General features: G+C 66.6%; 21 protein-coding genes. 8 read left to right on the forward strand and 13 right to left on the reverse strand.

Features of this window, described 5'->3' with window-relative positions; all coding sequences use genetic code 11:
- Positions 1-33 precede the first annotated feature (33 nt).
- On the forward strand, positions 34-3,057 hold the full coding sequence (locus AmiPiv_RS22965; protein ID WP_340041305.1) for an efflux RND transporter permease subunit: 3,024 nt from the start codon (positions 34-36) through the stop codon (positions 3,055-3,057).
- A gap of 4 nt (positions 3,058-3,061) precedes the next feature.
- Here AmiPiv_RS22965 and AmiPiv_RS22970 read toward each other — a convergent pair whose 3' ends face one another.
- From AmiPiv_RS22970 to pcaD, 11 genes are all read right to left on the reverse strand, one after another.
- Positions 3,062-3,778, reverse strand: coding sequence for an ABC transporter ATP-binding protein (locus tag AmiPiv_RS22970; RefSeq protein ID WP_340041236.1), 717 nt, complete (start codon positions 3,776-3,778; stop codon positions 3,062-3,064).
- Positions 3,759-4,523, reverse strand: coding sequence for an ABC transporter ATP-binding protein (locus AmiPiv_RS22975; RefSeq protein WP_340041238.1), 765 nt, complete (start codon positions 4,521-4,523; stop codon positions 3,759-3,761). The genes AmiPiv_RS22970 and AmiPiv_RS22975 overlap by 20 nt, the downstream gene beginning before the upstream one ends.
- Positions 4,520-5,527 (reverse strand): branched-chain amino acid ABC transporter permease, encoded by a 1,008-nt coding sequence (locus AmiPiv_RS22980; RefSeq protein WP_340041240.1) that lies wholly within the window; start codon positions 5,525-5,527, stop codon positions 4,520-4,522. The genes AmiPiv_RS22975 and AmiPiv_RS22980 overlap by 4 nt, the downstream gene beginning before the upstream one ends.
- Complete coding sequence (locus AmiPiv_RS22985; RefSeq protein WP_340041242.1) at positions 5,528-6,391, reverse strand: branched-chain amino acid ABC transporter permease; 864 nt, start codon at positions 6,389-6,391, stop codon at positions 5,528-5,530.
- Positions 6,392-6,456: 65 nt separating this feature from the next.
- On the reverse strand, positions 6,457-7,629 hold the full coding sequence (locus tag AmiPiv_RS22990) for an ABC transporter substrate-binding protein (RefSeq protein ID WP_340041244.1): 1,173 nt from the start codon (positions 7,627-7,629) through the stop codon (positions 6,457-6,459).
- A gap of 150 nt (positions 7,630-7,779) precedes the next feature.
- Positions 7,780-8,952, reverse strand: a complete 1,173-nt coding sequence (gene pobA, locus AmiPiv_RS22995; protein WP_340041246.1) for a 4-hydroxybenzoate 3-monooxygenase — start codon at positions 8,950-8,952, stop codon at positions 7,780-7,782.
- Positions 8,953-9,037: 85 nt separating this feature from the next.
- Positions 9,038-10,102 carry a 3-carboxy-cis,cis-muconate cycloisomerase gene (locus AmiPiv_RS23000; RefSeq protein WP_340041248.1) on the reverse strand — a complete coding sequence of 355 codons (1,065 nt, stop codon included), beginning with the start codon at positions 10,100-10,102 and terminating at the stop codon, positions 9,038-9,040.
- A gap of 44 nt (positions 10,103-10,146) precedes the next feature.
- On the reverse strand, positions 10,147-10,764 hold the full coding sequence (pcaG, locus tag AmiPiv_RS23005; protein ID WP_340041250.1) for a protocatechuate 3,4-dioxygenase subunit alpha: 618 nt from the start codon (positions 10,762-10,764) through the stop codon (positions 10,147-10,149).
- Positions 10,764-11,519: a protocatechuate 3,4-dioxygenase subunit beta gene (gene pcaH, locus AmiPiv_RS23010; RefSeq protein ID WP_340041252.1), complete on the reverse strand. Its 756-nt coding sequence runs from the start codon at positions 11,517-11,519 to the stop codon at positions 10,764-10,766. Before pcaH ends, pcaG begins: the two co-directional genes overlap by 1 nt.
- Complete coding sequence (gene pcaC / locus AmiPiv_RS23015; RefSeq protein WP_340041254.1) at positions 11,509-11,919, reverse strand: 4-carboxymuconolactone decarboxylase; 411 nt, start codon at positions 11,917-11,919, stop codon at positions 11,509-11,511. Before pcaC ends, pcaH begins: the two co-directional genes overlap by 11 nt.
- Positions 11,920-11,926: 7 nt before the next feature.
- Positions 11,927-12,724: a 3-oxoadipate enol-lactonase gene (gene pcaD / locus AmiPiv_RS23020; protein ID WP_340041256.1), complete on the reverse strand. Its 798-nt coding sequence runs from the start codon at positions 12,722-12,724 to the stop codon at positions 11,927-11,929.
- Positions 12,725-12,817: 93 nt separating this feature from the next.
- Between pcaD and pcaQ the strand changes: the two genes are divergently transcribed.
- Together pcaQ and AmiPiv_RS23030 are read left to right on the forward strand one after the other, a co-directional pair.
- A complete protein-coding gene (pcaQ, locus tag AmiPiv_RS23025; protein WP_340041258.1) occupies positions 12,818-13,735 on the forward strand; it encodes a pca operon transcription factor PcaQ in 918 nt (305 codons plus the stop codon).
- A gap of 78 nt (positions 13,736-13,813) precedes the next feature.
- Positions 13,814-14,566, forward strand: a complete 753-nt coding sequence (locus AmiPiv_RS23030) for an SDR family NAD(P)-dependent oxidoreductase (protein WP_340041260.1) — start codon at positions 13,814-13,816, stop codon at positions 14,564-14,566.
- 112 nt (positions 14,567-14,678) lie between these two features.
- On the opposite strand, the gene AmiPiv_RS23035 is transcribed toward AmiPiv_RS23030, so the two are convergent.
- The gene (locus tag AmiPiv_RS23035; RefSeq protein ID WP_340041262.1) at positions 14,679-16,049 is read right to left on the reverse strand and encodes an aspartate aminotransferase family protein; all 1,371 of its coding nucleotides are present in this window, start codon (positions 16,047-16,049) and stop codon (positions 14,679-14,681) included.
- A 191-nt stretch (positions 16,050-16,240) separates the two neighbouring features.
- Between AmiPiv_RS23035 and AmiPiv_RS23040 the strand changes: the two genes are divergently transcribed.
- The 4 genes from AmiPiv_RS23040 (at position 16,241) to AmiPiv_RS23055 (ending at position 20,507) form a co-directional block, all read left to right on the forward strand.
- Entirely contained in the window at positions 16,241-16,921 is a 681-nt protein-coding gene (locus tag AmiPiv_RS23040) for a GntR family transcriptional regulator (protein WP_340041264.1), read from the forward strand.
- Between the two features lies 1 nt (position 16,922).
- Positions 16,923-18,044, forward strand: a complete 1,122-nt coding sequence (locus AmiPiv_RS23045) for an NAD(P)/FAD-dependent oxidoreductase (protein ID WP_340041266.1) — start codon at positions 16,923-16,925, stop codon at positions 18,042-18,044.
- Between the two features lie 97 nt (positions 18,045-18,141).
- Complete coding sequence (locus AmiPiv_RS23050) at positions 18,142-19,575, forward strand: NAD-dependent succinate-semialdehyde dehydrogenase (RefSeq protein WP_340041268.1); 1,434 nt, start codon at positions 18,142-18,144, stop codon at positions 19,573-19,575.
- A 23-nt stretch (positions 19,576-19,598) separates the two neighbouring features.
- Positions 19,599-20,507 carry an aminotransferase class IV gene (locus AmiPiv_RS23055; protein ID WP_340041270.1) on the forward strand — a complete coding sequence of 303 codons (909 nt, stop codon included), beginning with the start codon at positions 19,599-19,601 and terminating at the stop codon, positions 20,505-20,507.
- A gap of 19 nt (positions 20,508-20,526) precedes the next feature.
- Here the strand turns inward: AmiPiv_RS23055 and AmiPiv_RS23060 are convergent, their stop codons facing one another.
- Positions 20,527-20,991 carry an Lrp/AsnC family transcriptional regulator gene (locus AmiPiv_RS23060; RefSeq protein WP_340041272.1) on the reverse strand — a complete coding sequence of 155 codons (465 nt, stop codon included), beginning with the start codon at positions 20,989-20,991 and terminating at the stop codon, positions 20,527-20,529.
- A gap of 131 nt (positions 20,992-21,122) precedes the next feature.
- Between AmiPiv_RS23060 and alr the strand changes: the two genes are divergently transcribed.
- Entirely contained in the window at positions 21,123-22,256 is a 1,134-nt protein-coding gene (gene alr, locus AmiPiv_RS23065; RefSeq protein WP_340041274.1) for an alanine racemase, read from the forward strand.
- The last annotated feature ends 12 nt before the right edge of the window (positions 22,257-22,268 follow it).

Consider the following 22,268-nt stretch of genomic DNA (forward strand, 5'->3'; position numbering starts at 1 on the left):
GCGCTGGGCCACCGTTCGCTGGTCTGGTACTTCATGCTGATCTTCATGGTCGCCGGCGTGTTCGCCTATCTCAACCTCGGCCGCGAGGAAGATCCCAGCTTCACCATCAAGACCATGCTGATCCAGGCCAACTGGCCCGGCGCGTCGGTCGACGAGACCACCAGGCAGGTGACCGACCGGATCGAGAAGAAGCTCGAGGAGCTCGAGAGCCTCGACTTCTCGCGCAGCGTCACGACCGCCGGCCAGACCATCATCTTCGTCAACCTGAAGCAGACGACCAAGGCGCGCGACGTCGAGCCCACCTGGGTGCAGGTGCGCAACATGATCAACGACCTGAGGCCCTACTTCCCGGAAGGCGTGCAGGGACCGTTCTTCAACGACCGTTTCGGCGACGTGTTCGGCAACATCTACGGCTTCACCGCCGACGGGCTGACGATGCGCCAGCTGCGCGACTACGTCGAGATGGTCCGCAGCCGCGTGCTGACCATCCCCAACGCCGGCAAGGTCGAGCTGATCGGCGCGCAGGACGAGGTCATCTATCTCGAGTTCTCCACCCGCCAGATCGCGGCCCTCGGGCTCGACCAGCACGCCATCGTGGCCAGCCTGCAGGCGCAGAACGCGATCTCGCCTTCCGGCGTGATCCAGGCGGGCGAGGAGCGCATCGCCGTGCGCGTCGGCGGCCAGTTCACCTCGGAGGAGAGCCTGAGGTCGATCAACCTCAAGGTCAACGACCGCTTCTTCCGCCTGAGCGACGTGGCAACCATCAGCCGCGGCTATGTCGATCCGCCGACGGCGCTGTTCCGTGTCAACGGCCAGCCCGCCATCGGGCTGGCCATCGGCATGAAGCCCAACGCCAACCTTCTGGAGTTCGGCGCAGCACTCGAAAAGCTGATGGATGGGGTGACGGCGGAGCTGCCGATCGGCGTCGGCGTGAACCTGGTCGCCGACCAGCCGCTGATCGTCGAGGAGGCGGTGTCGGGTTTCACCCGGGCGCTGTTCGAGGCGGTGGCGATCGTGCTCGCCGTCTCCTTCATCAGCCTCGGCCTGCGCGCCGGACTGGTCGTGGCGCTGTCGATCCCGCTGGTGCTGGCGATCACCTTCCTGGTCATGGCCTATCTCGGCATTTCGCTGCAGCGCGTGTCGCTCGGCGCCCTGATCATCGCGCTGGGGCTTCTGGTCGACGACGCGATGATCGCGGTCGAGATGATGGTGGCCAGGCTGGAGATCGGAGATTCGCTCAGGAAGGCGGCGACCTACGTCTATACTTCGACGGCATTTCCCATGCTGACGGGCACGCTGGTGACGGTGGCCGGCTTCATCCCCATCGGCCTCAACACCAGCCTGGCGGGCGAATACACCTACACGCTGTTCGTGGTCATTGCGGTGTCGCTGCTGCTGTCGTGGATCGTGGCGGTGCTGTTCGCGCCGCTGTTGGGCGTGACGCTGCTGCCGGCGACGATGAAGAAGCACGACGCGAGGCCGAGCAGGTTCTCGGCGGCCTTCTCGCGCCTGCTGAACCTGGCGGTGCGGCGGCACTGGCTCACCATCTTGGCGACGGTCGCGCTGTTTGCCCTGTCGGTGGCCGGCCTCGGGCTCGTCCAGCAGCAGTTCTTCCCGCCGTCGGACCGTTCCGAGCTGATCGTCGACTGGAACCTGCCGCAGAACAGCTCGATCGCCGAAACGCGCGCCCAGATCGAGCGCTTCGAGGAGGTCGCGCTCAAGGACAACGCGGATATCGACCACTGGAGTTCCTATGTCGGCCAGGGTGCGGTGCGCTTCGTGCTGGCGTTCGACGTGCAGCCGGCCAGCCCCTATTTCGGCCAGACCATCATCGTGACCAGGGACATCGAGGCCCGGCACAGGGTGCAGGCGGCGATCGAGAAGATCCTGCGCGAGCAGTTCGTTGGCACCGATGCCTTCGTCAAGACGCTGGAGCTCGGACCGCCTGTGGGGCGGCCAGTGCAATATCGCATCAGCGGCCCCGAGATCGAAACCGTGCGCGGCCTGTCGCAGCAGCTGGCGAGCGTCATCTCCGCCAATCCTAGGCTGCAGGCCGCGAGCTTCGACTGGAACGAGCCGTCGCGCGTGCTCAAGGTCGACGTGCTGCAGGACAAGGCGCGCCAGCTCGGCATCACCTCGCAGGACATCGCCAGCGCCATGAACAGCGTGGTGGGCGGCGTGACCATCACCCAGGTGCGCGACGCGACCTATCTGATCAATGTCGTGGTGCGCGCGGGTGAAAAGGAGCGCGGCTCGATCGAGACCCTGCGCAACCTGCAGATCCCGACCGGCAACGGCGAGGCCATCCCGCTCGCGACCGTCGCCGACTTCCGCTACGAACTCGAGCAGCCGACGATCTGGCGGCGCAGCCGCCTGCCCACCATCACGGTCAAGGCGGGCGTCGTGGGCAAGGCGCTGCCCGACACGGTGGCGGCCGAACTCAGGCCGGCGATCGACAGGTTCTCAGCCGGGCTGCCGGCGGGCTACGCGGTCGCGGCCGGCGGCACGGTGGAGGAAAGCGCCAACAGCCAGGGGCCGATCATCGCCGTTGTGCCGCTGATGCTGTTCATCATGGCGACGGTGCTGATGATCCAGCTGCAGAGCTTCCAGCGGCTGTTCCTGGTCGTGGCGGTGGCGCCGCTCGGGCTGATCGGCGTGGTGACGGCACTGGTGCCAAGCGGCGCGCCGCTCGGCTTCGTGGCGCTGCTCGGCGTCTTGGCGCTGATCGGCATCCTGATCCGCAATTCGGTGATCCTGATCGTGCAGATCGAGGACCTGATCAAGGAAGGCGTCCATCCCTGGAATGCTGTGATCGAGGCGACGGAACACCGCATGCGCCCGATCGCGCTGACGGCGGCGGCGGCGAGCCTGGCGCTGATCCCCATCGCGCGCGAAGTGTTCTGGGGGCCGATGGCCTATGCCATGATGGGCGGCATCATCGCCGGCACGGCGATCACGCTGCTGTTCCTGCCGGCGCTCTATGTCGCCTGGTTCAGGATCAAGGCGCCGACGGAAGGGGCAGAGCGGCACAAGGTGGCGGAATCGGCAGCGCTGTGAGCGCTCAGTGGAGGCCGCCGACGCCGAGCAGCCTTTCCACCACCTCCGGCTGGGCGGCAAGCTCGGCGGGCGTGCCCGACCAGGCGACGCGGCCGCGTTCGAGGATGACGGCGCGGTCGGCGAAATCGAGCGCGCTCTGGATGCGCTGCTCGACCAGCACGACCGTCATCTCGCCGCCCGAGGCGAGCCTGGAGAAGGCCGCCATGAGTTCCTCGCAGATGACCGGCGCCAGCCCCTCCAGCGGCTCGTCGAGCAGCAGCACGGTCGGCTTGCCCAAGATGGTGCGCGCGGTGGACAGCATCTGCTGCTCGCCGCCGGAAAGCTGCGAGCCGAGGTTCCTGCGCCGCTCCTTGAGCCGCGGGAACATCTGGTAGGCTTCCTCGATGGCCGAACGGTCGCGGTCCTTGAGGCCGACGAAGAGGTTTTCCTCGACCGTCAGCGACGGGAAGATGCAGCGCGCCTGCGGCACGTAGCCGAGGCCGCTGCGGGCGCGCGACGAGCTTTCGAGATGCGCCAGCTCGGTGCCGCCGAGGCGGATCGAACCGCCATAGCGCCTGGTCTGGCCGGCGATGGTGGCGAGCAGCGTGGTCTTGCCCATGCCGTTGCGGCCGAGCACGGCAAGGCGCGCGCCGGCCGGGACGGAGAGGCTGACGTTCTCCAGCACCCGCGTCGGGCCATAGCCGGCGCTGAGATCGGCGATTTCAAGCGGCGCTGCGGTCATTGGCGTAGCTTCCGAGATAGGCTTCGCGCACACGCGCATCCTTGGTGACGTCCTCAGGCGAGCCGTCGAAGATGATGGCACCGGCGGCGAGCACGATGACGCGCTTGGCGAAGCGAAAAACGAGGTCCATGTCGTGCTCGATCATCAGCACGGCGAGGTCGGATGGCAGGCCGGCGAGCGCGGCCTCGATGCGCGGCGTGTCGCTCTGCGGCACGCCGGCGGCGGGCTCGTCGAGCAAGAGCACCTTGGGCTTGAGCGCGAGCGCCAGCGCGATCTCGAGAAGGCGCTGCTGGCCGTAGGCGATCTCCGCCACCTTGCGCGTGGCGATGTGGTCGAGGCCAAGCGCGGCGAGCAGTTCGCCGACCTCGGCCATCACGTCGGCCTTCGCCTGGTAGTGGCCGAAGATCGCACCGGTGCGGCCGCTGCGCTGCATGACGGCGAGCGCGAGATGCTCCTCGGGCGTCATGTCGGGGAACAGCCGCGTCACCTGGAACGAACGCACCAGGCCCTGGCGGACGCGCGGCGTCGGGCCGATGCTGGTGACGTCGTTGCCGGCGAGGATGACCTTACCGGAATCGGGCACGAGATGGCCGGTGACCAGGTTGACGAAGGTGGTCTTGCCGGCGCCGTTGGGGCCGATCAGGGCCACCCGGTCGCCCGGGTTCATGGTGATCGACACATCCTGGGTGACGGCCAGGCCGCCGAAGGCCTTCCTGAGGTTCTGGACCTGGAAGACCGCGCTCATTTGCCGGAACCCCTGAAGCGATCGACGAGCGCCAGGGCGGAGCCGTAGAGGCCGCGCGGCGCAAACAGCACGACCACGATGAGCAGCGCGCCGACGATGGTGAGCCAGTGGAACGGATTGGCCGCCGAGACGAAGTCCTCGAACCACATGAAGGAGACGGTGCCGACCAGCGCGCCGTAGAGCGAGCCTGTGCCGCCGAGCACCAGCATGACCAGCGACTCGGCCGAGAGCGTGAAGCTGAGCGAGTCGAGGCCGACCACCTGGGTGGAGATGGCGTTGAGCGCGCCGCCGACGCCGGCGACCAGGCCGGAGATGACGTACATCTTGAGCAGCGTGCCGTGCACCGAGGCGCCCATGGCGCGGACGCGGATCGGGTCTTCCTTGATGCCGCGGCAGAGCATGCCGAAGGGCGAACGCGTCAACAGGCGCAGCAGGATGAAGACGACGGCGAGCAGCACGACCGCGAAACCGTAGGCCGTGCGGCCCCAGAGATCGAAGGCGAACATGCCGAAGATCGGATCGGGCGCGATGCCCGACAGGCCGTCGCTGCCGCCGGTATAGGCGGAGGCCTTGTTGGCAGCCTCGTGGAACAGGTTGACGACGGCAATCGACAGAACCAGTTGCGCCAGCCCGTGGCCGCGCAGGATCACGGCGCCGGAGATGAGGCCCGCAACCGCGCCGCCGGCAGCGCCGATGACGACCATCAAAAGCGGATCGGTGATGCCCCAGTGCACGGCGGCGATGCCCGCCGCATAGGCGCCTGCGCCGAACAGCGCCGCGTGGCCGAGGGTTGCGATGCCGCAGAAGCCGGTGACCAGGTCGATCGACAGCACCAGGAGCGCGATCGCCAGGATGCGGGTGAGCAGCGCCAGGTTATTGGGGAACAGGAAGTAGCCGATGGCAGCGATCGCCAGGATGACGGCGAGGCCGATCAGATCGCGGACGAGCCAGTTGGGGCGCGCGGCAGCCGGCGTGGCGACGGAGCTTTGTTCGACGGCAGCCATCTACCTGCTCCTGCCGAGAAGGCCGCGCGGAAACACGCAGACGATCGCTATGACGGCGAGATAGAAGAAGAACTCACCATATTCGGGCAGCAGGTAGCGGCCGGTGGTGTCGATCGCGCCGAGCAGAAGGCAGGCGAGCAGCGCGCCGGGGATGGATCCCGCGCCGCCGACCGAGACGACCACCAGGAAGGTGACCATGTAGCGCAGCGCGTAATAGGGCTCGATGGGCAAAAGCTCGGCGCCGACGATGCCACCGAAGGCAGCGAGGCCGACGGCAACGGCGAAGCTCACGGCATAGACGATCCTGGTGCGAACGCCGAGCGAGGCAGCCATCGCCGCATTGTCGACCGAGGCGCGCAGCTTGACGCCGAAGGAGGTCTTCTCGATCAGGTACCAGAGGCCACCGGCCACCACGACGCCGCAGGCGATGGCGAACAGCTTGTGCGCGGCGATGGAGCGGAAGCCGAGGTCGACCGGACCGCGCAGCGTCTCGGGCAACGGAATGGTCTTGAGCGTCGGCCCGAACACGTAATTGGCGATGCCGATGACGCAGAAGGTGATGCCGATGGTCATCAGCACCTGGGTGAGTTCGGGCGCGCCGTAGATGCGGCGATAGAGAAACCGCTCGACGGGGATGGCGATCAGGATGGTGCCGACGACGGCGGCCAGCACCGCGACGGCATAGCCAAGGCCGAGCGTCTGCGCGGCGTAGGAGGCGATGTAGCCGCCGATCATGGCGAAGGCGCCGTGGGCAAGGTTGACCACGCGCATCAGGCCCATGGTCACCGAAAGTCCGATGGAGATGACGAACAGCACCATGCCGTAGGCAAGGGCGTCGATCCCAACGCTGAATACGGTTTGCATCGTTCAATCCAGCAGTGGCCCGGATGCCGCCGCGGCATCCGGGCTCTGTCGTTGACGTATCGCTGCTACTTCACTGCGGCAAGGCCGGGGTCGCCCTGCTTCTCGAAGGTCGCGATTTCCTTGTTGTAGTAGGTGCCGTCCTCGGCCTTGGCGACCTCGCGCAGATAGATGTTCTGCGTGATGTGGCGGCTTTCGGGATCGATGGAGACCGAGCCGCGGGGGCTTTCCCACGCCATGCCCTTGACCGCGTCAACGGCCTTCTGGGCATCCTGCTCGCCGCCGGTGGCCTCGATCATCTTGTAGATGACGTGCATGCCGTCATAGGCGCCGACAGCGGGGAAGGACAGCTCGGCCGGGTTGCCGATGGCCTTGCGGGCAGCCTCGACGAACTTCTTGTTCTCGGCCGAGTCGTGCGAGACGGCATAGTGGAAGGTGGTCAGAAGACCCTCGGCCGCCTGGCCGAGCGCCGGCAGGTCGGCTTCCTGGGTGAGGTCGCCGGGCGCGAGGAACTTGACGCCGGCCTTGGCGAGGCCGTTGTCGTTGTAGGCCTTGACGAAGCCGAGCGTGGTCGGGCCCGACGGCAGGAAGGCGAACACGGCGTCGGCGCCAGAGTCCTTCACGCGCTGCATGATCGGGCTGAAATCGTTGGTCGACAGCGGCATGCGGATGGAATCGACGACCTCACCGCCTTCGGCGGTGAACGTGGTCTTGAAGGCATTCTCGGAATCAACGCCCGGACCGTAGTCGGAGACCACGGTGATGACCTTCTTGACGCCGCGCTCCTTGGCGACCTTGGCCATCGGCGCCGAGGTCTGCCAGGTGGTGAAGGAGGTGCGGACGACGAGCGGGCTCTTGGTGACGATGGCCGAGGTCGCGGCGTTCATGACGACCAGCGGCACGTTGGCCTGCTCGAGCAGCGGGGTTACGGCCATCGCATCGGGGGTGAAGTAGAAACCGGCGAGATACTGCACGCCTTCCTTGACCACCAGTTCCTGCGCCAGCGCCTTGGCCTGGGCCGGATCGGCCTGGGGAACGTCGCGGTAGACGATCTCGATGTCGTCGTCGCCGACCTTGCTGCCGTTGAGCGCCATCCAGGCGTCGATGCCGGCCTTGAAGTTCTTGCCCTGGATGGCGAACGGGCCCGAGAACGGGCCGACCACGCCAACCTTGATCGTGTCGGCAAAGGCAGTGCCGGAAAGGGCCAGGACCGCAAGCGCGGCCAGAAGGGACTTCTTCAATTTTTCCTCCGTCTATACGGGCCGGCACTGTCGCGCGCGCCGGTCCCGGTATCTCCTATCCCGCCAAGTGTCATGCTCGAAACGGTAATGTAAAATGAAAAGAATCGAGCAACCTATAACCAGACGGGTATGCGATCGGCCCAAATCCCCTCAATAGGGCAGGCCGACATAGTTTTCGGCAAGTGCTGCCGCGGCCGCATCGGAATGCACGAGATAGTCGAGTTCGGCCTCCTGGATGCGCTGGCCGAAGTCGTCGGTGTCGGGGAAGCGATGCAGCATGGTGGTCATCCACCACGAGAAGCGCACCGCCTTCCAGACGCGCGCAAGGGCACGGGCCGAATAGGCATCGATGCCGGCCTGCGACTTGTCCCGATAGAATTCGCGCAGGCCCCAGAAGAGGTAGCGCACGTCGCTGGCGGCGAGGTTGAGCCCCTTGGCGCCGGTGGGCGGCACGATGTGGGCGGCGTCGCCGACGAGGAACATGCGGCCGAAGCGCATCGGCTCGGCGACGAAGGATCGCAGCGGCGCGATCGACTTCTCGAAGGACGGCCCGGTAACGACGCGCGCGGCGGCTTCCGGCGGCAGGCGGCGGCGCAGCTCGTCCCAGAAACGCTCGTCGCTCCAGTCCTCGACGTGATCGTCGAGCGGGCACTGCACATAGTAGCGGCTGCGGTGGGTGGAGCGCATCGAACAGAGCGCGAAACCACGCGGATGGTTGGCGTAGATCAGCTCGTGGTCGGCCGGCGGCACCTCGGCGAGCAGGCCGAGCCAGCCGAACGGATAGGCGCGTTCGTAGCCCTTGATGGCCCTTTCCGGCACCGACTTGCGGCTGACCCCGTGGAAGCCGTCGCAGCCGGCGATGAAATCGCAGTCGATGCGATGGGTGGCGCCGTCCTTCTCGTAGGTGACATAGGGCGCATCGCCGTCGAAATCGTGCGGCTGGACATTCTTTGCCTCGTAGACGGTGGTGGCGCCCGTGGCCTCGCGCCTATCCATCAGGTCGTGCGTCACCTCGGTCTGGCCATAGATCATGACCCGCTTGCCGCCGGTGAGGGACGCAAGGTCGATGCGGTGGAGCCGGTTGTCGAAGGCGAGCGAGATGCCCTCGTGCGGCAGGCCTTCGGCATGCATGCGCGCGCCGGCGCCGGCCTCGTCGAGTAGGTCGACCGTGCCCTGCTCGAGCACGCCGGCGCGGACGCGGCCGAGCACGTAGTCGCGGTCGACGCGCTCGAGGATGACGTTGTCGATGCCGCTGTTGGCAAGCAGCTGCCCGAGTAGAAGGCCCGACGGGCCGGAGCCGATGATGACCACCTGAGTACGCATTCGTTGTCCTTCCAGCCGCGCGCAAGCGTCACTGTCGGCAGGCGTTTCCTGGCCGGCGCGGATATTTGGTTGCGAGCGCCCCCGGCTAAAGACCGGCGTCCGCGCCCATACTTTCGATCTGCCCGGCAAGCACTGCGGCCCGCCCGAGCGATGCCGCTGTCGCCACCGCCATCTGCGGCAGGAGCAGCCATTCCAGCGTCCAGGCCGCGCCAGAACGTTCCTGTTCGTGCACCAGCGCGTGGTGCATTCCGGAAACTTGCGTGGCGTTGAAGCGGGCGAGCGCGACCAGCACCTCCGCCGCCACCGGGTTGTGCTTGTGCGGCATGGCCGACGAGCCGCCGCCGCCGCTGAGCGATATCTCCGACCCATCCTGCGCCATGAGCGCAACATCCTGGCCGAACTTGCCGAGGCTGCCGGTGATCAGCGACAGCAGGCCGGCGAAGTCGGCCAGCCGGTCGCGCTGGCAGTGCCATTGCGGCGCGTCGCCGAGGCCGAGTTTCTGCGCCAGTGCCTTGCGCACCGCAGCGCCCTTGCCGCCGAGCTTTTCCAGCGTGCCGGCGGCGTCGCCGAACTGCACGACCAGGAGCTCCGGGCGCATCGCCGCGAGCCGGGCCCGGTGACGCTCAATCGGCGCCCGCCAGGCCGAGACGCGGTCGGCGACAGAGATCGGGATCGCCGCCTGCATGCGGGTGCGGCCCATCAGCCGGCGGGGACCGAAACTTTTTTCCAGGGCGTCGAACTTCGCGATCACCTCTGCCAGCAATGCGTCCAACCGGTCGACGACCGGCACGAGCCTCAATATCAGCGCCGTGTCGATGACATCCTGGCTGGTGGCGCCGAAATGGACCTTGTCGGCATGCGGCGCCCCGACCGCTGCACGCAGCTGACGTACCAACTCGGGCATGACGACGCCATCGCGGGCAACGGCAGCGTCGAGCGCGGCCAGGTCAGCCACGAACGATACGATCGCCGAAACGATCGCATCGGCCGCGTCGCGCCCGATCACCCCCTCGTCCGCCTCGGCCTCGGCCAACGCGCGCTCGAAGGCGAGCATCGCCGCGATCTCCGCGCCGACCGAGAACTGGCGCGCGGTCTCGGCGTCGGCAAGCAGACCGGCGAGGTAGGGGTTATCGAAGGGCGAAACTGTCATGGATCAGTTCATCGGGCTCTGGTCATATGGTTCAGACATCGGACTCAGATGTCGAAGAACACCGTTTCCTTGTCGCCCTGGAGATGGATGTCGAACTCGTAGACACCGCTTTCCTTGGGCTCGGCGATCAGGGTCGACACGCGCTGGCGATGTTCGATGCGGGCAAGCACCGGATCCTCCGCGTTGGCTGCATCTTCGTCGGCAAAATACATGCGCGTATGCAGTCCGAGATTGATGCCGCGAGCGACGATCCAGAAGCTGATGTGCGGCGCCATCAGGCGGCCGTCCTTGAACGGCACGCGGCCCGGCTTGATGGTCTCGAAGACGCAGTCGCCCGACACCATGTCGGTCGGCTTGCGGCCCCAACCGGTGAAGTTGGGATCGGCCGTGCCGCGCAGCTCCGAAGGCGAATTGTAGAGGCCGTCACTGTCGGCCTGCCAGATCTCGATCAGCGCGTCCTTGAGCGGCGTGCCGGTGCCGTCGAGCACGCGAGCGCGCACCGAGATGCGCTGGCCCCGGGTCTTGTCGTTGACCATCTCGGTGCCGAGATCGCGGTCGTAGACGCCCGCGATGCCGGAAAAGTTCGGCGTCAGGCCGATATGGACGTAAGGACCCGCGGTCTGCGAGGGGCTTTCCTTGAGCCGGTTCAGCGACTGGACCATCAGTTGCCCTCCAGGCGGTTCTCGAACAGCGACGAACGGCGGCCGCGCAGGACGATGTCGAACTTGTAGGCGCGCGCATCCATCGGGATGGTGGCCTGCATGTCGAGCGCGGCGATCAGCGTCTCGATCGCCGCCTTGTCGGGAATGGTCCTGACGATCGGGCACAGCCAGATCAGCGGATCGCCCTCGAAATACATCTGGGTGATGAGCCGCTGGGCGAAGCCGTGGCCGAAGACCGAGAAGTGGATATGGGCGGGGCGCCAGTCGTTGACGCCGTTCGGCCAGGGATAGGGACCGGGCTTGATGGTGCGGAAGGCGTAAGCGCCGTGCTCGTCGGTGATGGTGCGGCCGCAGCCGCCGAAATTGGGGTCGAGGGCAGCGATGTAGCCCTCCTTCTTGTGGCGGTAGCGGCCGCCGGCATTGGCCTGCCAGAATTCCAGCAGCGCGCCGGGCACGCCCTTGCCGCGCTCATCGAGCACGCGGCCATAGACGATGATGCGCTCGCCGATGGCGCTTTCGCCCGGCTGGGCGAAATTGTGGATCAGGTCGTTGTCGAGCTCGCCCAGGATGTCGTGGCCGAACACCGGGCCAGCGATCTCGGAAAGCGTGTTGTCGAGCGACAGAAGCGCCTTCCGCGGCGAGCGCAGCACCGAGGTCTTGTAGGTCGGCGTGAAGGCCGGCGGATGCCAGTCGCGGTCGCGCTGGAAGAAGGCACCGGTCTCGGGCCGGCGGTCGGCGGTCGGATCATTGCTCATCGGACTTACCCGCATCGATTTCGGCAAAGACCTGCTTGGCGATCTTGATGGCGCGGTTGGCCGCCGGCACGCCGGCGTAGATCGCCACGTGCAGGAAGGCCTCGCAGATGTCCTCGCGCGTTGCCCCGGTGTTGACGGTGGCGCGCACATGCATGGCCACCTCCTCGTCGTGGCCGAGGGCCGCGAGCAACGCCAGCGTCACCATCGAGCGCTCGCGCCTGGTCCAGGTCGGGCGCGCCCACACCGTGCCCCAGGCAGCCTCGGTGATGAGCTGCTGGAACGGCCGGTCGAAGTCGGTCGAGGCCGTTTCGGCGCGGTCGACATGGGCGTCGCCGAGCACGGAGCGGCGAACGGCAAGGCCTTCGCGATACCTGGCCGAGGCTGGCGCCGATGCAGTCATGACAAGTTCACTCCAATGGAAGCTGGGCGACGAAGCGCTTGATGAGGGCTGTGAGCTCGTCCGGCTTTTCGATGCAGGGGATGTGGCCGGCGCCGTCGATGATCTTGAAGCGCGAGCCGGGGATGAGATCGGCCATCGAGCGCACCAGCGCCGGCGGCGTCGAGCCGTCCTGATCGCCGACGACGCAGAGCGTGGGCACCGCGATTGCGCGGGCCGCCTCGGTGTAGTCGGCATCACGCAGGGCGGCACATGTGCCGGTGTAGCCGGCCAGCGGCTGGCGCGTCAGCATGTTGCGGTAGCCGACGAGGTCGGCCTTGCGCTGCTCGTGGAACTCGGGCGTGAACCACAGCTTCAGCACGCCATCGGCGATCGAGGCGATGCCGTCCTTTTCGACGGCGGCGATACGGGTGTTCCAGGATTCGTTGGTGCCGATCTTATGGGCGGTGTCGCACAGCACCAGCGCCCGCACCAGGTCTGGCCGCCGGGCATAAAGCCCCTGCGCGATCAGCCCGCCGACCGAGAGACCGACGACGATGGCCTTCCTGACGTTGAGATGGTTGAGCAACCCGGCGAGATCGCCGACGTGGTCGTCCATCGAATAGGGTGCCGCGCCGACGTCGGAGAGGCCGTGCCCGCGCTTGTCGTAGGTGACGATGGGATAATCGCCGGCAAGGCGTACGATGACGTCGCGCCAGATGCGGAAATCGGTGCCCAGCGAATTGGCGAAAACCAGGACCGGCTTGTTCGCCGGTCCGCCAATCAGCTGATGGTGCAGCGTGATGCCGCCGATGTCGGTGAATTGCACTCGATTTCTCCTCGCGATGACAGTGAATGAGTTGTTTGGTTTGGTAAAATGATATTTTGTGGCCTTCTCTTAACTCCTGGGTTATGAGAAATCATGATCGAAAGCCGTGTCAGGTTCCGCCATCTCCAGACCTTCCTAGAAGTTGCGCGCCAGAAAAGCGTGGTCAAGGCGGCCGGGCTGCTCAATGTCAGCCAGCCGGCGGTGACCAAGACCATCCGCGAGCTGGAGGAGGCGCTGGGCGTCACCGTGTTCGAGCGCGACGGCCGCGGCATCAAGATCACCCGCTCGGGCGAAGTGTTCATGCAGCATGCCGGCATGGCGATCACCGCCCTGCGCCAGGGCATCGATTCGGTTGCCAATGCGCGCGCCGAGGGCGGACCGCCGATCCGCATCGGCGCGCTGCCGACGGTTTCGGCCCACATCATGCCTCGCGCCATGAGCCTGTTCCTCGGGGAGAAGACGGGAGCTGCGATCAAGATCGTGACCGGCGAGAACGCGGTTCTCCTGGAGCAGCTCCGCCTCGGCGAGCTCGACCTCGTCGTCGGCCGCCTTGCGGCGCCCGAGAAGATGACTGGCTTCTTCTTCGAGCACCTCTATTCCGAGCAGGTGGTGTTCGTGGTGCGCGCCGGCCACCCGCTGCTCGAGGCAGACCAGGGCGTGTTCGAGCGGCTGGGCGAGTTCCCGCTCCTGATGCCGACGCGCGGCTCGATCATCCGGCCCTTCGTCGAGCGCTTCTTCATCACCAACGGCGTCGCCTCGATCCCGACGGAGATCGAGACGGTGTCGGATTCGTTCGGCCGCGCCTTCGTGCGGCAGAGCGATGCTATCTGGATCATCTCGCATGGCGTGGTCAGCGACGAGATCAAGGCCGGCACGCTGAAGATGCTGCCGGTGGACACGGCCGAGACACGCGGCCCGGTGGGCCTGACCATGCGCACCGACACGCAGCCCTCGGCAGCGTTCTCGATCCTGCTCAAGACGATCCGCGAAGCCGCGGCCGAGCGCGGCTGAACGCCGCCATGAGCCGTGCCCCCTCGCAATGGCAGGATGCATCCGCTACATACGCTGTAAGCTTGAAATGAGGATGCAATGGCCGAGAAGATCGACGGGCGAAAGACAATCGTTTTGACCGGAGCCAGCCGCGGCATCGGCCATGCGACAGTCAAACGCTTCTCCCGCGAAGGCTGGCGCGTCATCACCTGCTCGCGCCAGGCGTTTTCCGACGACTGCCCGTGGCCGGCCGGCCCGGAAGACCACATCCAGGTCGACCTCGCCGACCAGGGCGACGTCGGCAGCGCCGTTTCGGAAATCCGCCAGCGGCTGGAAAAAGAAGGCGGCATGCTGCATGCGCTGGTCAACAATGCCGGCATTTCGCCCAAGATGCAGGGCGGCGGCCGGATGAATTCGCTCGACACGCCGATGCATGTCTGGCGCGACGTGTTCCAGGTCAATTTCCTGGCGCCGATCATGCTGGCGCGCGGCCTGTTCAAGGAACTGGCGGCGGCGAAGGGCTCGGTGGTCAACGTCACCTCGATCGCCGGCACGCGCGTGCACCCCTTCGCGGGGGCGGCCTATGCCACGTCGAAGGCGGCACTCGGCGCGCTGACGCGCGAGATGGCCGCCGACTTCGGCCCGCACGGCATCCGCGTCAACGCGATCGCCCCCGGCGAGATCGACACGGCGATCCTGTCGCCTGGCACCGACAAGATCGTCGAGCAGATTCCGATGCGGCGCCTGGGCGCCACCTCCGAGGTGGCAGACATCATCTATTTCCTGTGCTCGGGACAGGCGTCCTACGTCACCGGCGCCGAAATCCACATCAATGGCGGCCAGCACGTGTGATGGGCTTGTCCTTCTCCCACAGGGGGAGAAGGCCACGTCGCGGCCCACCCCCCCAAAACGAAAAAGCCCGCCGGTTGGCGGGCTTTTTGCTGCTGGGCAGAGGTGCCCGTTGTCAGGCCCTGACCTGCTTCGCCGCCTCGTCGAGCGACTTCTCGACGATGTCGAAAAGCTCGTCGACCTGCTTTTCGGTGATGATCAGCGGCGGGCAGAAGGCGAGCGCGTCGCCCATGTTGCGGGAGATGACGCCGTTCTGCTGCAGGATGCCGTTGACCAGGCCGCCGAGCGCGCCGACCGCATTCCACGGCGCCTTGGTGGCCTTGTCGGCGACGAGTTCCATCGCGCCGATGAGGGCGATGCCGCGCACCTCGCCGACGAGGTCGTGCGAGGCGAGCCTGGCCAGGCGCTTCTGCATGTGGGCGCCGACCTCGCGGGCGTTGGCGACGAGGTTGCGCTCCTCGATGATGGCGATGTTCTCGAGCGCAACCGCCGCCGCCACCGGATGGCCGCCGGCGGTGAAGCCATGGCCGAAGGTGCCGATGCGGTTGCTCTCGTCAGCCAGCGGCTCGAACACCTTGTCGTTGATCAGCATCGCCGAGATCGGCAGGTAGGACGACGAGATCTGCTTCGACATGACCATGATGTCGGGCTTCATGGCGTAGGTCTCGGTGCCGAACATGTTGCCGGTGCGGCCGAAGCCGCAAATGACCTCGTCGGCGACGAGCAGGATGTCGTACTTCTTGAGCACCGCCTGGATCTTTTCCCAGTAGCCGGCCGGCGGCACGACGACGCCGCCCGCACCCATGACCGGCTCGCCGAACATGGCGGCGATCGTCTCGGGACCTTCGGCCAGGATCAGCTTTTCGAGATCGTCTGCGAGGCGGGTCGAGAACTGCTCCTCGGTCTCGCCGGGCAAAGCCTCGCGCCAGTAGTGCGGCGACGAGGTGTGCAGCACGTTGGCGATCGGCAGGTCGAAGGACAAATGGTTGTTGGGCAGGCCGGTGAGGCTGGCCGAGGCGATGGTGACGCCGTGATAGGCGCGCTTGCGCGAGATGATCTTCTTGCGCTCAGGCTGGCCCAGCGCATTGGAGCGGAACCAGATCATCTTCATGGCCGTGTCGTTGGCCTCGGATCCGGAGTTGGTGAAGAACGCCTTGCTCATCGGCACCGGCGCCATGGTGACCAGCTTCTCGGCAAGGTCGACCAGCGGCGAATGACCCTTGTGGGTGAAGTTGTGGTAGAAGGGCAGCTTGGCCATCTGCCTGGTCGCGGCATCGACGAGACGCTTCTCGGAGAAGCCGACGCCGACGCTCCACAGGCCCGACATCGCCTCGATATAGCGCTTGCCGGCGATGTCCTCGACATAGATGCCATCGCCCTTGTCGATGATCAGCGGCCCGACCTCCTGGTGGCGGCGGGCGTTGGTGTAGGCGTGCATGTGGAATTTCTTGTCGCGCGCCTCGGGCGAATTGGGCTGGCTGTCCATGATCATTTCCTCGGTTGGGGGCGGTGTCGCCGGACGGGCGACGATGTCGTCGATTTTGCGGTCGCCTTGTCGGTCGATCGCTTGCAAAATCCGTAAATTGTTGTTTGATGCATCATGTTTTTCGTGTGGACCAATGTCAAGGGCCAGCGGCGCGGCAGCGGCGGGCCAGAAGCGGCTTTCGAGCACGGGCGATGAACGAGAACTTCGGCTTCCAGGCGGTCGCGCACGACAATCTCGGCGGGGTGGTCTACGGCCAGCTGTCGGAAGCGCTGACCAAGGGGCGCTTCGCTCCCGGCGCGCGGCTGACCATCCGCGACCTCGCCCAGTCGCTGGGCACCAGCGTGACACCGGTGCGCGACGCGATCCTGAGGCTGATCCAGGACGAGGCGCTGGTGCAGAAATCGGCGCGCGAAGTGCGCGTGCCGGTGATGACGCTGGAGCGCTATCTCGAAATCCGCCAGATCCGGGTGAAGCTCGAGGGGCTTGCCGCCCGCGAGGCGGCGCTGAAGGCGGCGCCTCGTGATATCGCCAGGCTGCGCGAGCTGATCGAGCGAAACGAGCATGCCATCGCGAGCCAGGACTGGAGCGCAGCACTCGAACTCAACCAGACCTTCCATTTCGCGCTGGCCGAGATCGCCGACATGGCGGTGCTGCGCGGCATCCTCGGCCGCCTGTGGCTGCAGATGGGACCGCTGATCGCCGCCTCCTACGAGCATGGCGGCCGCGCTATGATCGACCATCACCACGAACTGCTGGAGGCGATCGAGGCGCGCGACGCCGACGGCGCCGAGCGCGCCATCGTCGACGACATCGTGGGCGCGAGCTCGGTCATTATCGACCGGCTGGCCGCGCTCAAGCCGGCGGGGGACTGACATGGACACCGTCGACTGCATCGTTGCCGGCGCCGGCGTCATCGGCCTCGCGGTCGCCCGCGAGCTAACCCGTCGCGGCATGGAGACGATCATCGTCGAGGCGGCCGACGCCATCGGCACCGAGACCAGCTCGCGCAATTCCGAGGTGATCCACGCCGGCATCTATTATCCGCAAGGCAGCCTGAAGGCCGAGCTGTGCGTTAGCGGTCGCCGCAAGCTCTATGCCTATGCCGCCGAGCGCGGCATTCCGCACAAGCGCTGCGGCAAGCTGATCGTGGCGACCCTGCCCGAGCAGCAGGAGACCCTGGCCGGTATCATCGCCAAGGCAAGGGCCAACGGCGTCGACGACCTCGTGATGCTGGGCGCGGAGGAGGCGATGGCCATGGAGCCATCGCTCACCTGCACGGCCGCGGTGCACTCGCCCTCGACCGGCATCATCGACAGCCATGCGCTGATGCTGGCGCTGCTCGGCGAGGCCGAAGACGGCGGCGCCTTTCTCAGCCTCAACACCGAGATCGTGTCGGGGCGTATCGACGGAGGCACCTTCGTGCTCCAGACGAAGGACACCTCGACGGGCGAGGAATTCGAGATCGCCGCCCGCCATGTCGTCAACGCCGCCGGCCTCGGCGCCAACAGGCTGGCCGCATCGCTCGAAGGTCTCGACCCCAAATTCGTGCCGCCGCTGCGCTATGCCCGCGGCAACTATTTTTCGGTCACCGGCAAGCCCGCCTTCTCGCGCCTGATCTATCCCGTGCCCGAACCGGGCGGGCTCGGCGTGCACCTGACGCTCGACCTCAATGGCGGCATGCGCTTCGGCCCCGATGTCGAGTGGATCGACGAGAAGGACTACACGGTCGATCCGCGCCGGGCCGACCATTTCTACGACGAGATCCGCAAATACTGGCCCGGCCTCGCCGACGGCGGCCTCAGCCCGACCTACAGCGGCATCCGCCCGAAGCTCTCGGGACCGGGCGATCCGGCGACCGATTTCGTCCTCCAGGGGCCCGAGGTCCACGGCGTCGCCGGACTGGTCAACCTGTTCGGCATCGAAAGCCCGGGGCTGACCTCGTCGCTGGCCATCGCCGAGCTTGTGGCTCAAAAGATTAGTCCAACCTATATCTAGCGCATCCACGCCAAATCACGTTTAGGCCAGTGTGACGCGGGCCTAGACCCGCCTACCCGTTCCGGCAAACCAGCCCGATACCCAGCAAGGACCGACCATGTATCCTGATGTAAACCTGTTCATCGACGGCAAGTGGACCGCCGCCGAAGGCGGCAAGACCATCGACGTCTACAACCCCGCCACCAACGAGGTGATCGGCAAGGTCGCCTCCGCCGGCAAGGGCGATCTCGACCGGGCGCTGGCTGCCGCCGACCGTGGCTTCAAGGTGTGGCGCAGGATCTCGGCCTACGAGCGCTCGAAGATCATGCGCCGCGCCGCCGACCTGATGCGCGAGCGCGCCGAAACAATTGCCGAAGTGCTGTCGGTCGAGCAGGGCAAGCCGTTCGCCGAATCGAAGATGGAAGTGCTGTCGTCGGCCGACCTGATCGACTGGTTCGCCGAGGAAGGCCGCCGCACCTATGGCCGCGTCGTGCCCGCCCGCGCCGCCGGCATCACTCAGCTCGTCATCAAGGAGCCGGTCGGCCCGGTTGCCGCATTCACGCCGTGGAACTTCCCGGTGTCGCAGGCCGTGCGCAAGATCGGCGCGGCACTTGCCACCGGCTGCTCGATCATCGTCAAGCCGCCGGAAGAGACCCCCGGCTCGCCCGCCTTCCTCGCCGACGTCTTCAAGGATGCCGGCCTGCCCGACGGCGTGCTCAACCTCGTCTACGGCAATCCTCCCGAGATTTCCGGCTATCTCGTGCCGCATCCCGTCATCCGCAAGGTGTCGTTCACCGGCTCGGTGCCCGTCGGCAAGCATCTCGCGGCCCTTGCCGGCCAGCACATGAAGCGCGCCACGATGGAGCTCGGCGGCCATGCCCCGGCGATGGTGTTCGACGACGCCGACATCGACCACGCGGCCGCGACGCTCGCCGGTTCGAAGTTCCGCAATGCCGGCCAGGTCTGCGTGTCGCCGACGCGCTTCCTGATCCAGGAAGGCGTCTATGAGCGCTTCCTCGGCAAGTTCGTCGAGAACGCCAAGTCGGTGAAGGTCGGCGACGGCCTGGCCGAGGGCACCCGCATGGGCCCGCTGGTCAACGAGCGCCGCCTCGAAGCCGTGGAGAAGCTGATCAACGAGGCCGTCAGCGATGGTGCAAAGATCGAGACCGGCGGCAAGCGCATCGGCAACAAGGGCTCCTATTTCGAGCCGACCGTGCTGACCGGCCTGCGCCCCGACATGCGCATCATGAACGAGGAGCCGTTCGGCCCCGTCGCCCTGGTGCTGCCGTTCAAGAGCTTCGACGACGTGGTGGCGGAAGCCAACCGCCTGCCCTACGGGCTTGCGGCGTATGCCTTCGCCAAGTCGAGCAAGACGATCACCGATCTCAGCGCCGAGATCGAGACCGGCATGCTGACGATCAACCATCTCGGCCTCGCCTTGCCCGAAGTGCCGTTCGGCGGCATCAAGGACAGCGGCTACGGCTCGGAAGGCGGCACGGAAGCGCTGGAAGCCTACCTGATCACCAAGTTCGTGACCCAGGCCGGCGCCTGAGGTCATCTGCCGGGGAGGAGACCATGGCAGGCGATCACAACCCGGCTGACGGCATCGCCTTCGTCAACGGCACCTATGTGCCGCTGGCGGAGGCGTCCGTTCCGCTTGTCGACCGTGGCTTCGTCCGTTCGGACGCAACCTATGACGTGGTCCATGTCTGGAAGGGCAGCTTCTTCCGGCTCGGCGACCACATCGAACGCTTCCAGGCGTCGATGCGCGGCCTGCGGCTGAGCCTGCCGCTTTCGGCCGGCGAGATCGCCTGGATCCTGACCGAATGCGTCCGCCGCAGCGGGCTGCGCGACGCCTATGTGCAGATGACCTGCACGCGCGGCATCGCCCCCAAAGGCACGCGCGATCCGCGCCTGTGCGAAAACCGCTTCTATGCCTTCGCCCAGCCCTTCGTCTGGATCGCCAACGAGGACCAGCGCCGCGACGGGCTGAAGATGATCATCAGCTCGGTGCAACGCATCCAGCCGGAGGCGCTCGACCCCCGGCTCAAGAACTTCCACTGGCTCGACCTGACCATGGGCATCTTCGAGGCCTATGACCGCGATGCCGTGACCGCCGTGCTGTCCGACCGCGACGGCAATGTCACCGAGGGTGCGGGCTTCAACGTCTTCACCGTCCGCGGCGGAACACTCGCCACGCCCGACCACGGCGTGTTCGAGGGCATGACGCGCCGCACGGTGATAGAGATGGCTGCGGAGATCGGGCTCGCCTGCGCGCTGCGTCCGGTCAGCGCCGGCGAGTTGCGGGACGCCGACGAAATCTTCATCACCAGCACCGCCGGCGGCATCATGCCGGTGACCGAGATCGACGGCCGCATCCTCGGCAACGGCAGGCCGGGACCGGTGACCCAGCGCATCCACGACCTCTACTGGGACCGCCAGCACGCGGCGGGCCTGTTCACCGCCGTCGACTACCGCGACTGAACAGCATTTCTCCGGCGGCTCAGCTCGCCTTGGGGCGCTTCGACTGCAGCACGTTGCGGATCGAGAAGCTCGAATGGATGCGGGCGAGACCAGGCAGCGCCGACAGGATCTCCTTGTGCACGCGCTCGAAGTCGGCGGCGCTCTCGACCTCGACGCGCAGGAAATAATCGGCGTCGCCGGTCATCAGGTAGCACTCCTTGATCTCGGGATGGCGCCGCACCGCGAGCTCGAAGCGGTTGAAATAGTCCTCCGTCTGCCGCTCCAGGGTGATCTGGATCATCACGGCGATACCCTCTTCCGCAGCACCGCTGCCGAGTAGGGCGGTATAGCCGCGGATCACGCCGTCCTGCTCCAGCAGTTGCACCCGCCGCAGGCAGGCGGACGGCGACAGCCCCACCTCCTCGGCCAGCCTGGCGTTGCTGATACGCGCATTGGCCCGCAGAGCGCGGATAATGCCGCGGTCGATCGCGTCAAGCGAGGGCATCGCATTTCCTTTCAAATCACCGACGAAAATTCGGCGATGTGCCTCCAGTTCGCATAAATCGTACAAGATTGGCAAGATTTTCGACGATCGTTGCGGTATCCTCCGGGGCAAAGGCGAGGACAGTCCCGGACATGCACATGAGCGCGCAAAGCGAGATCGAAAGCCGTGCGGCCTGCGGAGTGCTGACGATCGACCTTGGGGCGCTGGTCGCGAATTACGAGCAACTCTGCCGCCGAACGGCACCGGCAAAGGCGGCTGCCGTGGTGAAGGCGGACGCCTACGGGCTCGGCGTCGCCCATGTCGCGCCCGCGCTCTACGACGCCGGCTGCCGCGACTTCTTCGTCGCCCACTTCATCGAGGCGCTCCGCCTGAAGCCCTATCTGCGCAGCGACGCGCGCATCCTGGTTCTCAACGGGCTGCTGCCCGGCAGCGAAGGCGATTGCGCAGACCTCGGCATCGTGCCGGTGCTCAACTCGCTCGAACAGGTGGCGAACTGGTCGGCAACCGCCCGCTCGCGCCACGTGACGCTGCCCGCCGCACTCCAGGTCGACACCGGCATGTCGCGGCTCGGGCTGGAGCCGGACGAGGTCGATGCGCTTCTCGCCGAGCCGGCAAGGCTCTCGGGCATCCATGTCGACATCGTCATGAGCCACCTCGCCTGCGGCGACGAGCCGGCGCACGCCGCCAATGTCCGCCAGCTCGGCCGCATGAAAGCCGTCCGTGAGCGCTTTGCCGACGCGAAGCTGTCATTCGCCAATTCGGCCGGCATCTTCCTCGGCGACGACTATCGCGGCGACCTCGCCCGCCCGGGCATCGCGCTCTATGGCGGCGCGCCGCTGGCCGGTCATGACAACCCGATGCGTCCCGTGGTGCGCCTCGACATCCGCGTGGTGCAGACCCGCACGGTGCCGGCAGGCGCGGAGATCGGCTATGGCGCGAGCTTCGTCGCCCAGTCCGAGATGCGGCTGGCCACCATCGCCGCCGGCTATGCCGACGGCCTGCCGCGCCATCTCAGCAATTCGGGCGCGGCCTGGTACGGCGGCGTGCGCCTGCCCATCGTCGGCCGCGTCTCGATGGACAGCATCATCCTCGACGTGACCGCACTCGAGCCCGGCACGCTGAAGCTCGGCAGCATGGTCGAGCTGATCGGCCCGCACCAATCGCTGGAAGCGATCGCGGCGGATGCCGGCACCATTTCCTACGAAATCCTGACCAGCCTGGGACGGCGCTACGACCGCCGCTACCTCGGCCCGGCAGAGCGCTAATCCACAGGGGCA

Source organism: Aminobacter sp. Piv2-1 (assembly GCF_037625995.1).
Taxonomy (GTDB): Bacteria; Pseudomonadota; Alphaproteobacteria; order Rhizobiales; family Rhizobiaceae; genus Aminobacter.

Coding starts and splice junctions, on each gene's coding strand:
- AmiPiv_RS22965 (WP_340041305.1), top strand. CDS start 34: ATGCTGATCTTCATGGTCGCCGGCGTGTTCGCCTATCTCAACCTCGGC.
- AmiPiv_RS22970 (WP_340041236.1), bottom strand. CDS start 3,778: ATGACCGCAGCGCCGCTTGAAATCGCCGATCTCAGCGCCGGCTATGGC.
- AmiPiv_RS22975 (WP_340041238.1), bottom strand. CDS start 4,523: ATGAGCGCGGTCTTCCAGGTCCAGAACCTCAGGAAGGCCTTCGGCGGC.
- AmiPiv_RS22980 (WP_340041240.1), bottom strand. CDS start 5,527: ATGGCTGCCGTCGAACAAAGCTCCGTCGCCACGCCGGCTGCCGCGCGC.
- AmiPiv_RS22985 (WP_340041242.1), bottom strand. CDS start 6,391: ATGCAAACCGTATTCAGCGTTGGGATCGACGCCCTTGCCTACGGCATG.
- pobA (WP_340041246.1), bottom strand. CDS start 8,952: ATGCGTACTCAGGTGGTCATCATCGGCTCCGGCCCGTCGGGCCTTCTA.
- AmiPiv_RS23000 (WP_340041248.1), bottom strand. CDS start 10,102: ATGACAGTTTCGCCCTTCGATAACCCCTACCTCGCCGGTCTGCTTGCC.
- pcaG (WP_340041250.1), bottom strand. CDS start 10,764: ATGGTCCAGTCGCTGAACCGGCTCAAGGAAAGCCCCTCGCAGACCGCG.
- pcaH (WP_340041252.1), bottom strand. CDS start 11,519: ATGAGCAATGATCCGACCGCCGACCGCCGGCCCGAGACCGGTGCCTTC.
- pcaC (WP_340041254.1), bottom strand. CDS start 11,919: ATGACTGCATCGGCGCCAGCCTCGGCCAGGTATCGCGAAGGCCTTGCC.
- pcaQ (WP_340041258.1), top strand. CDS start 12,818: ATGATCGAAAGCCGTGTCAGGTTCCGCCATCTCCAGACCTTCCTAGAA.
- AmiPiv_RS23030 (WP_340041260.1), top strand. CDS start 13,814: ATGGCCGAGAAGATCGACGGGCGAAAGACAATCGTTTTGACCGGAGCC.
- AmiPiv_RS23035 (WP_340041262.1), bottom strand. CDS start 16,049: ATGGACAGCCAGCCCAATTCGCCCGAGGCGCGCGACAAGAAATTCCAC.
- AmiPiv_RS23040 (WP_340041264.1), top strand. CDS start 16,241: ATGAACGAGAACTTCGGCTTCCAGGCGGTCGCGCACGACAATCTCGGC.
- AmiPiv_RS23045 (WP_340041266.1), top strand. CDS start 16,923: ATGGACACCGTCGACTGCATCGTTGCCGGCGCCGGCGTCATCGGCCTC.
- AmiPiv_RS23050 (WP_340041268.1), top strand. CDS start 18,142: ATGTATCCTGATGTAAACCTGTTCATCGACGGCAAGTGGACCGCCGCC.
- AmiPiv_RS23055 (WP_340041270.1), top strand. CDS start 19,599: ATGGCAGGCGATCACAACCCGGCTGACGGCATCGCCTTCGTCAACGGC.
- AmiPiv_RS23060 (WP_340041272.1), bottom strand. CDS start 20,991: ATGCCCTCGCTTGACGCGATCGACCGCGGCATTATCCGCGCTCTGCGG.
- alr (WP_340041274.1), top strand. CDS start 21,123: ATGCACATGAGCGCGCAAAGCGAGATCGAAAGCCGTGCGGCCTGCGGA.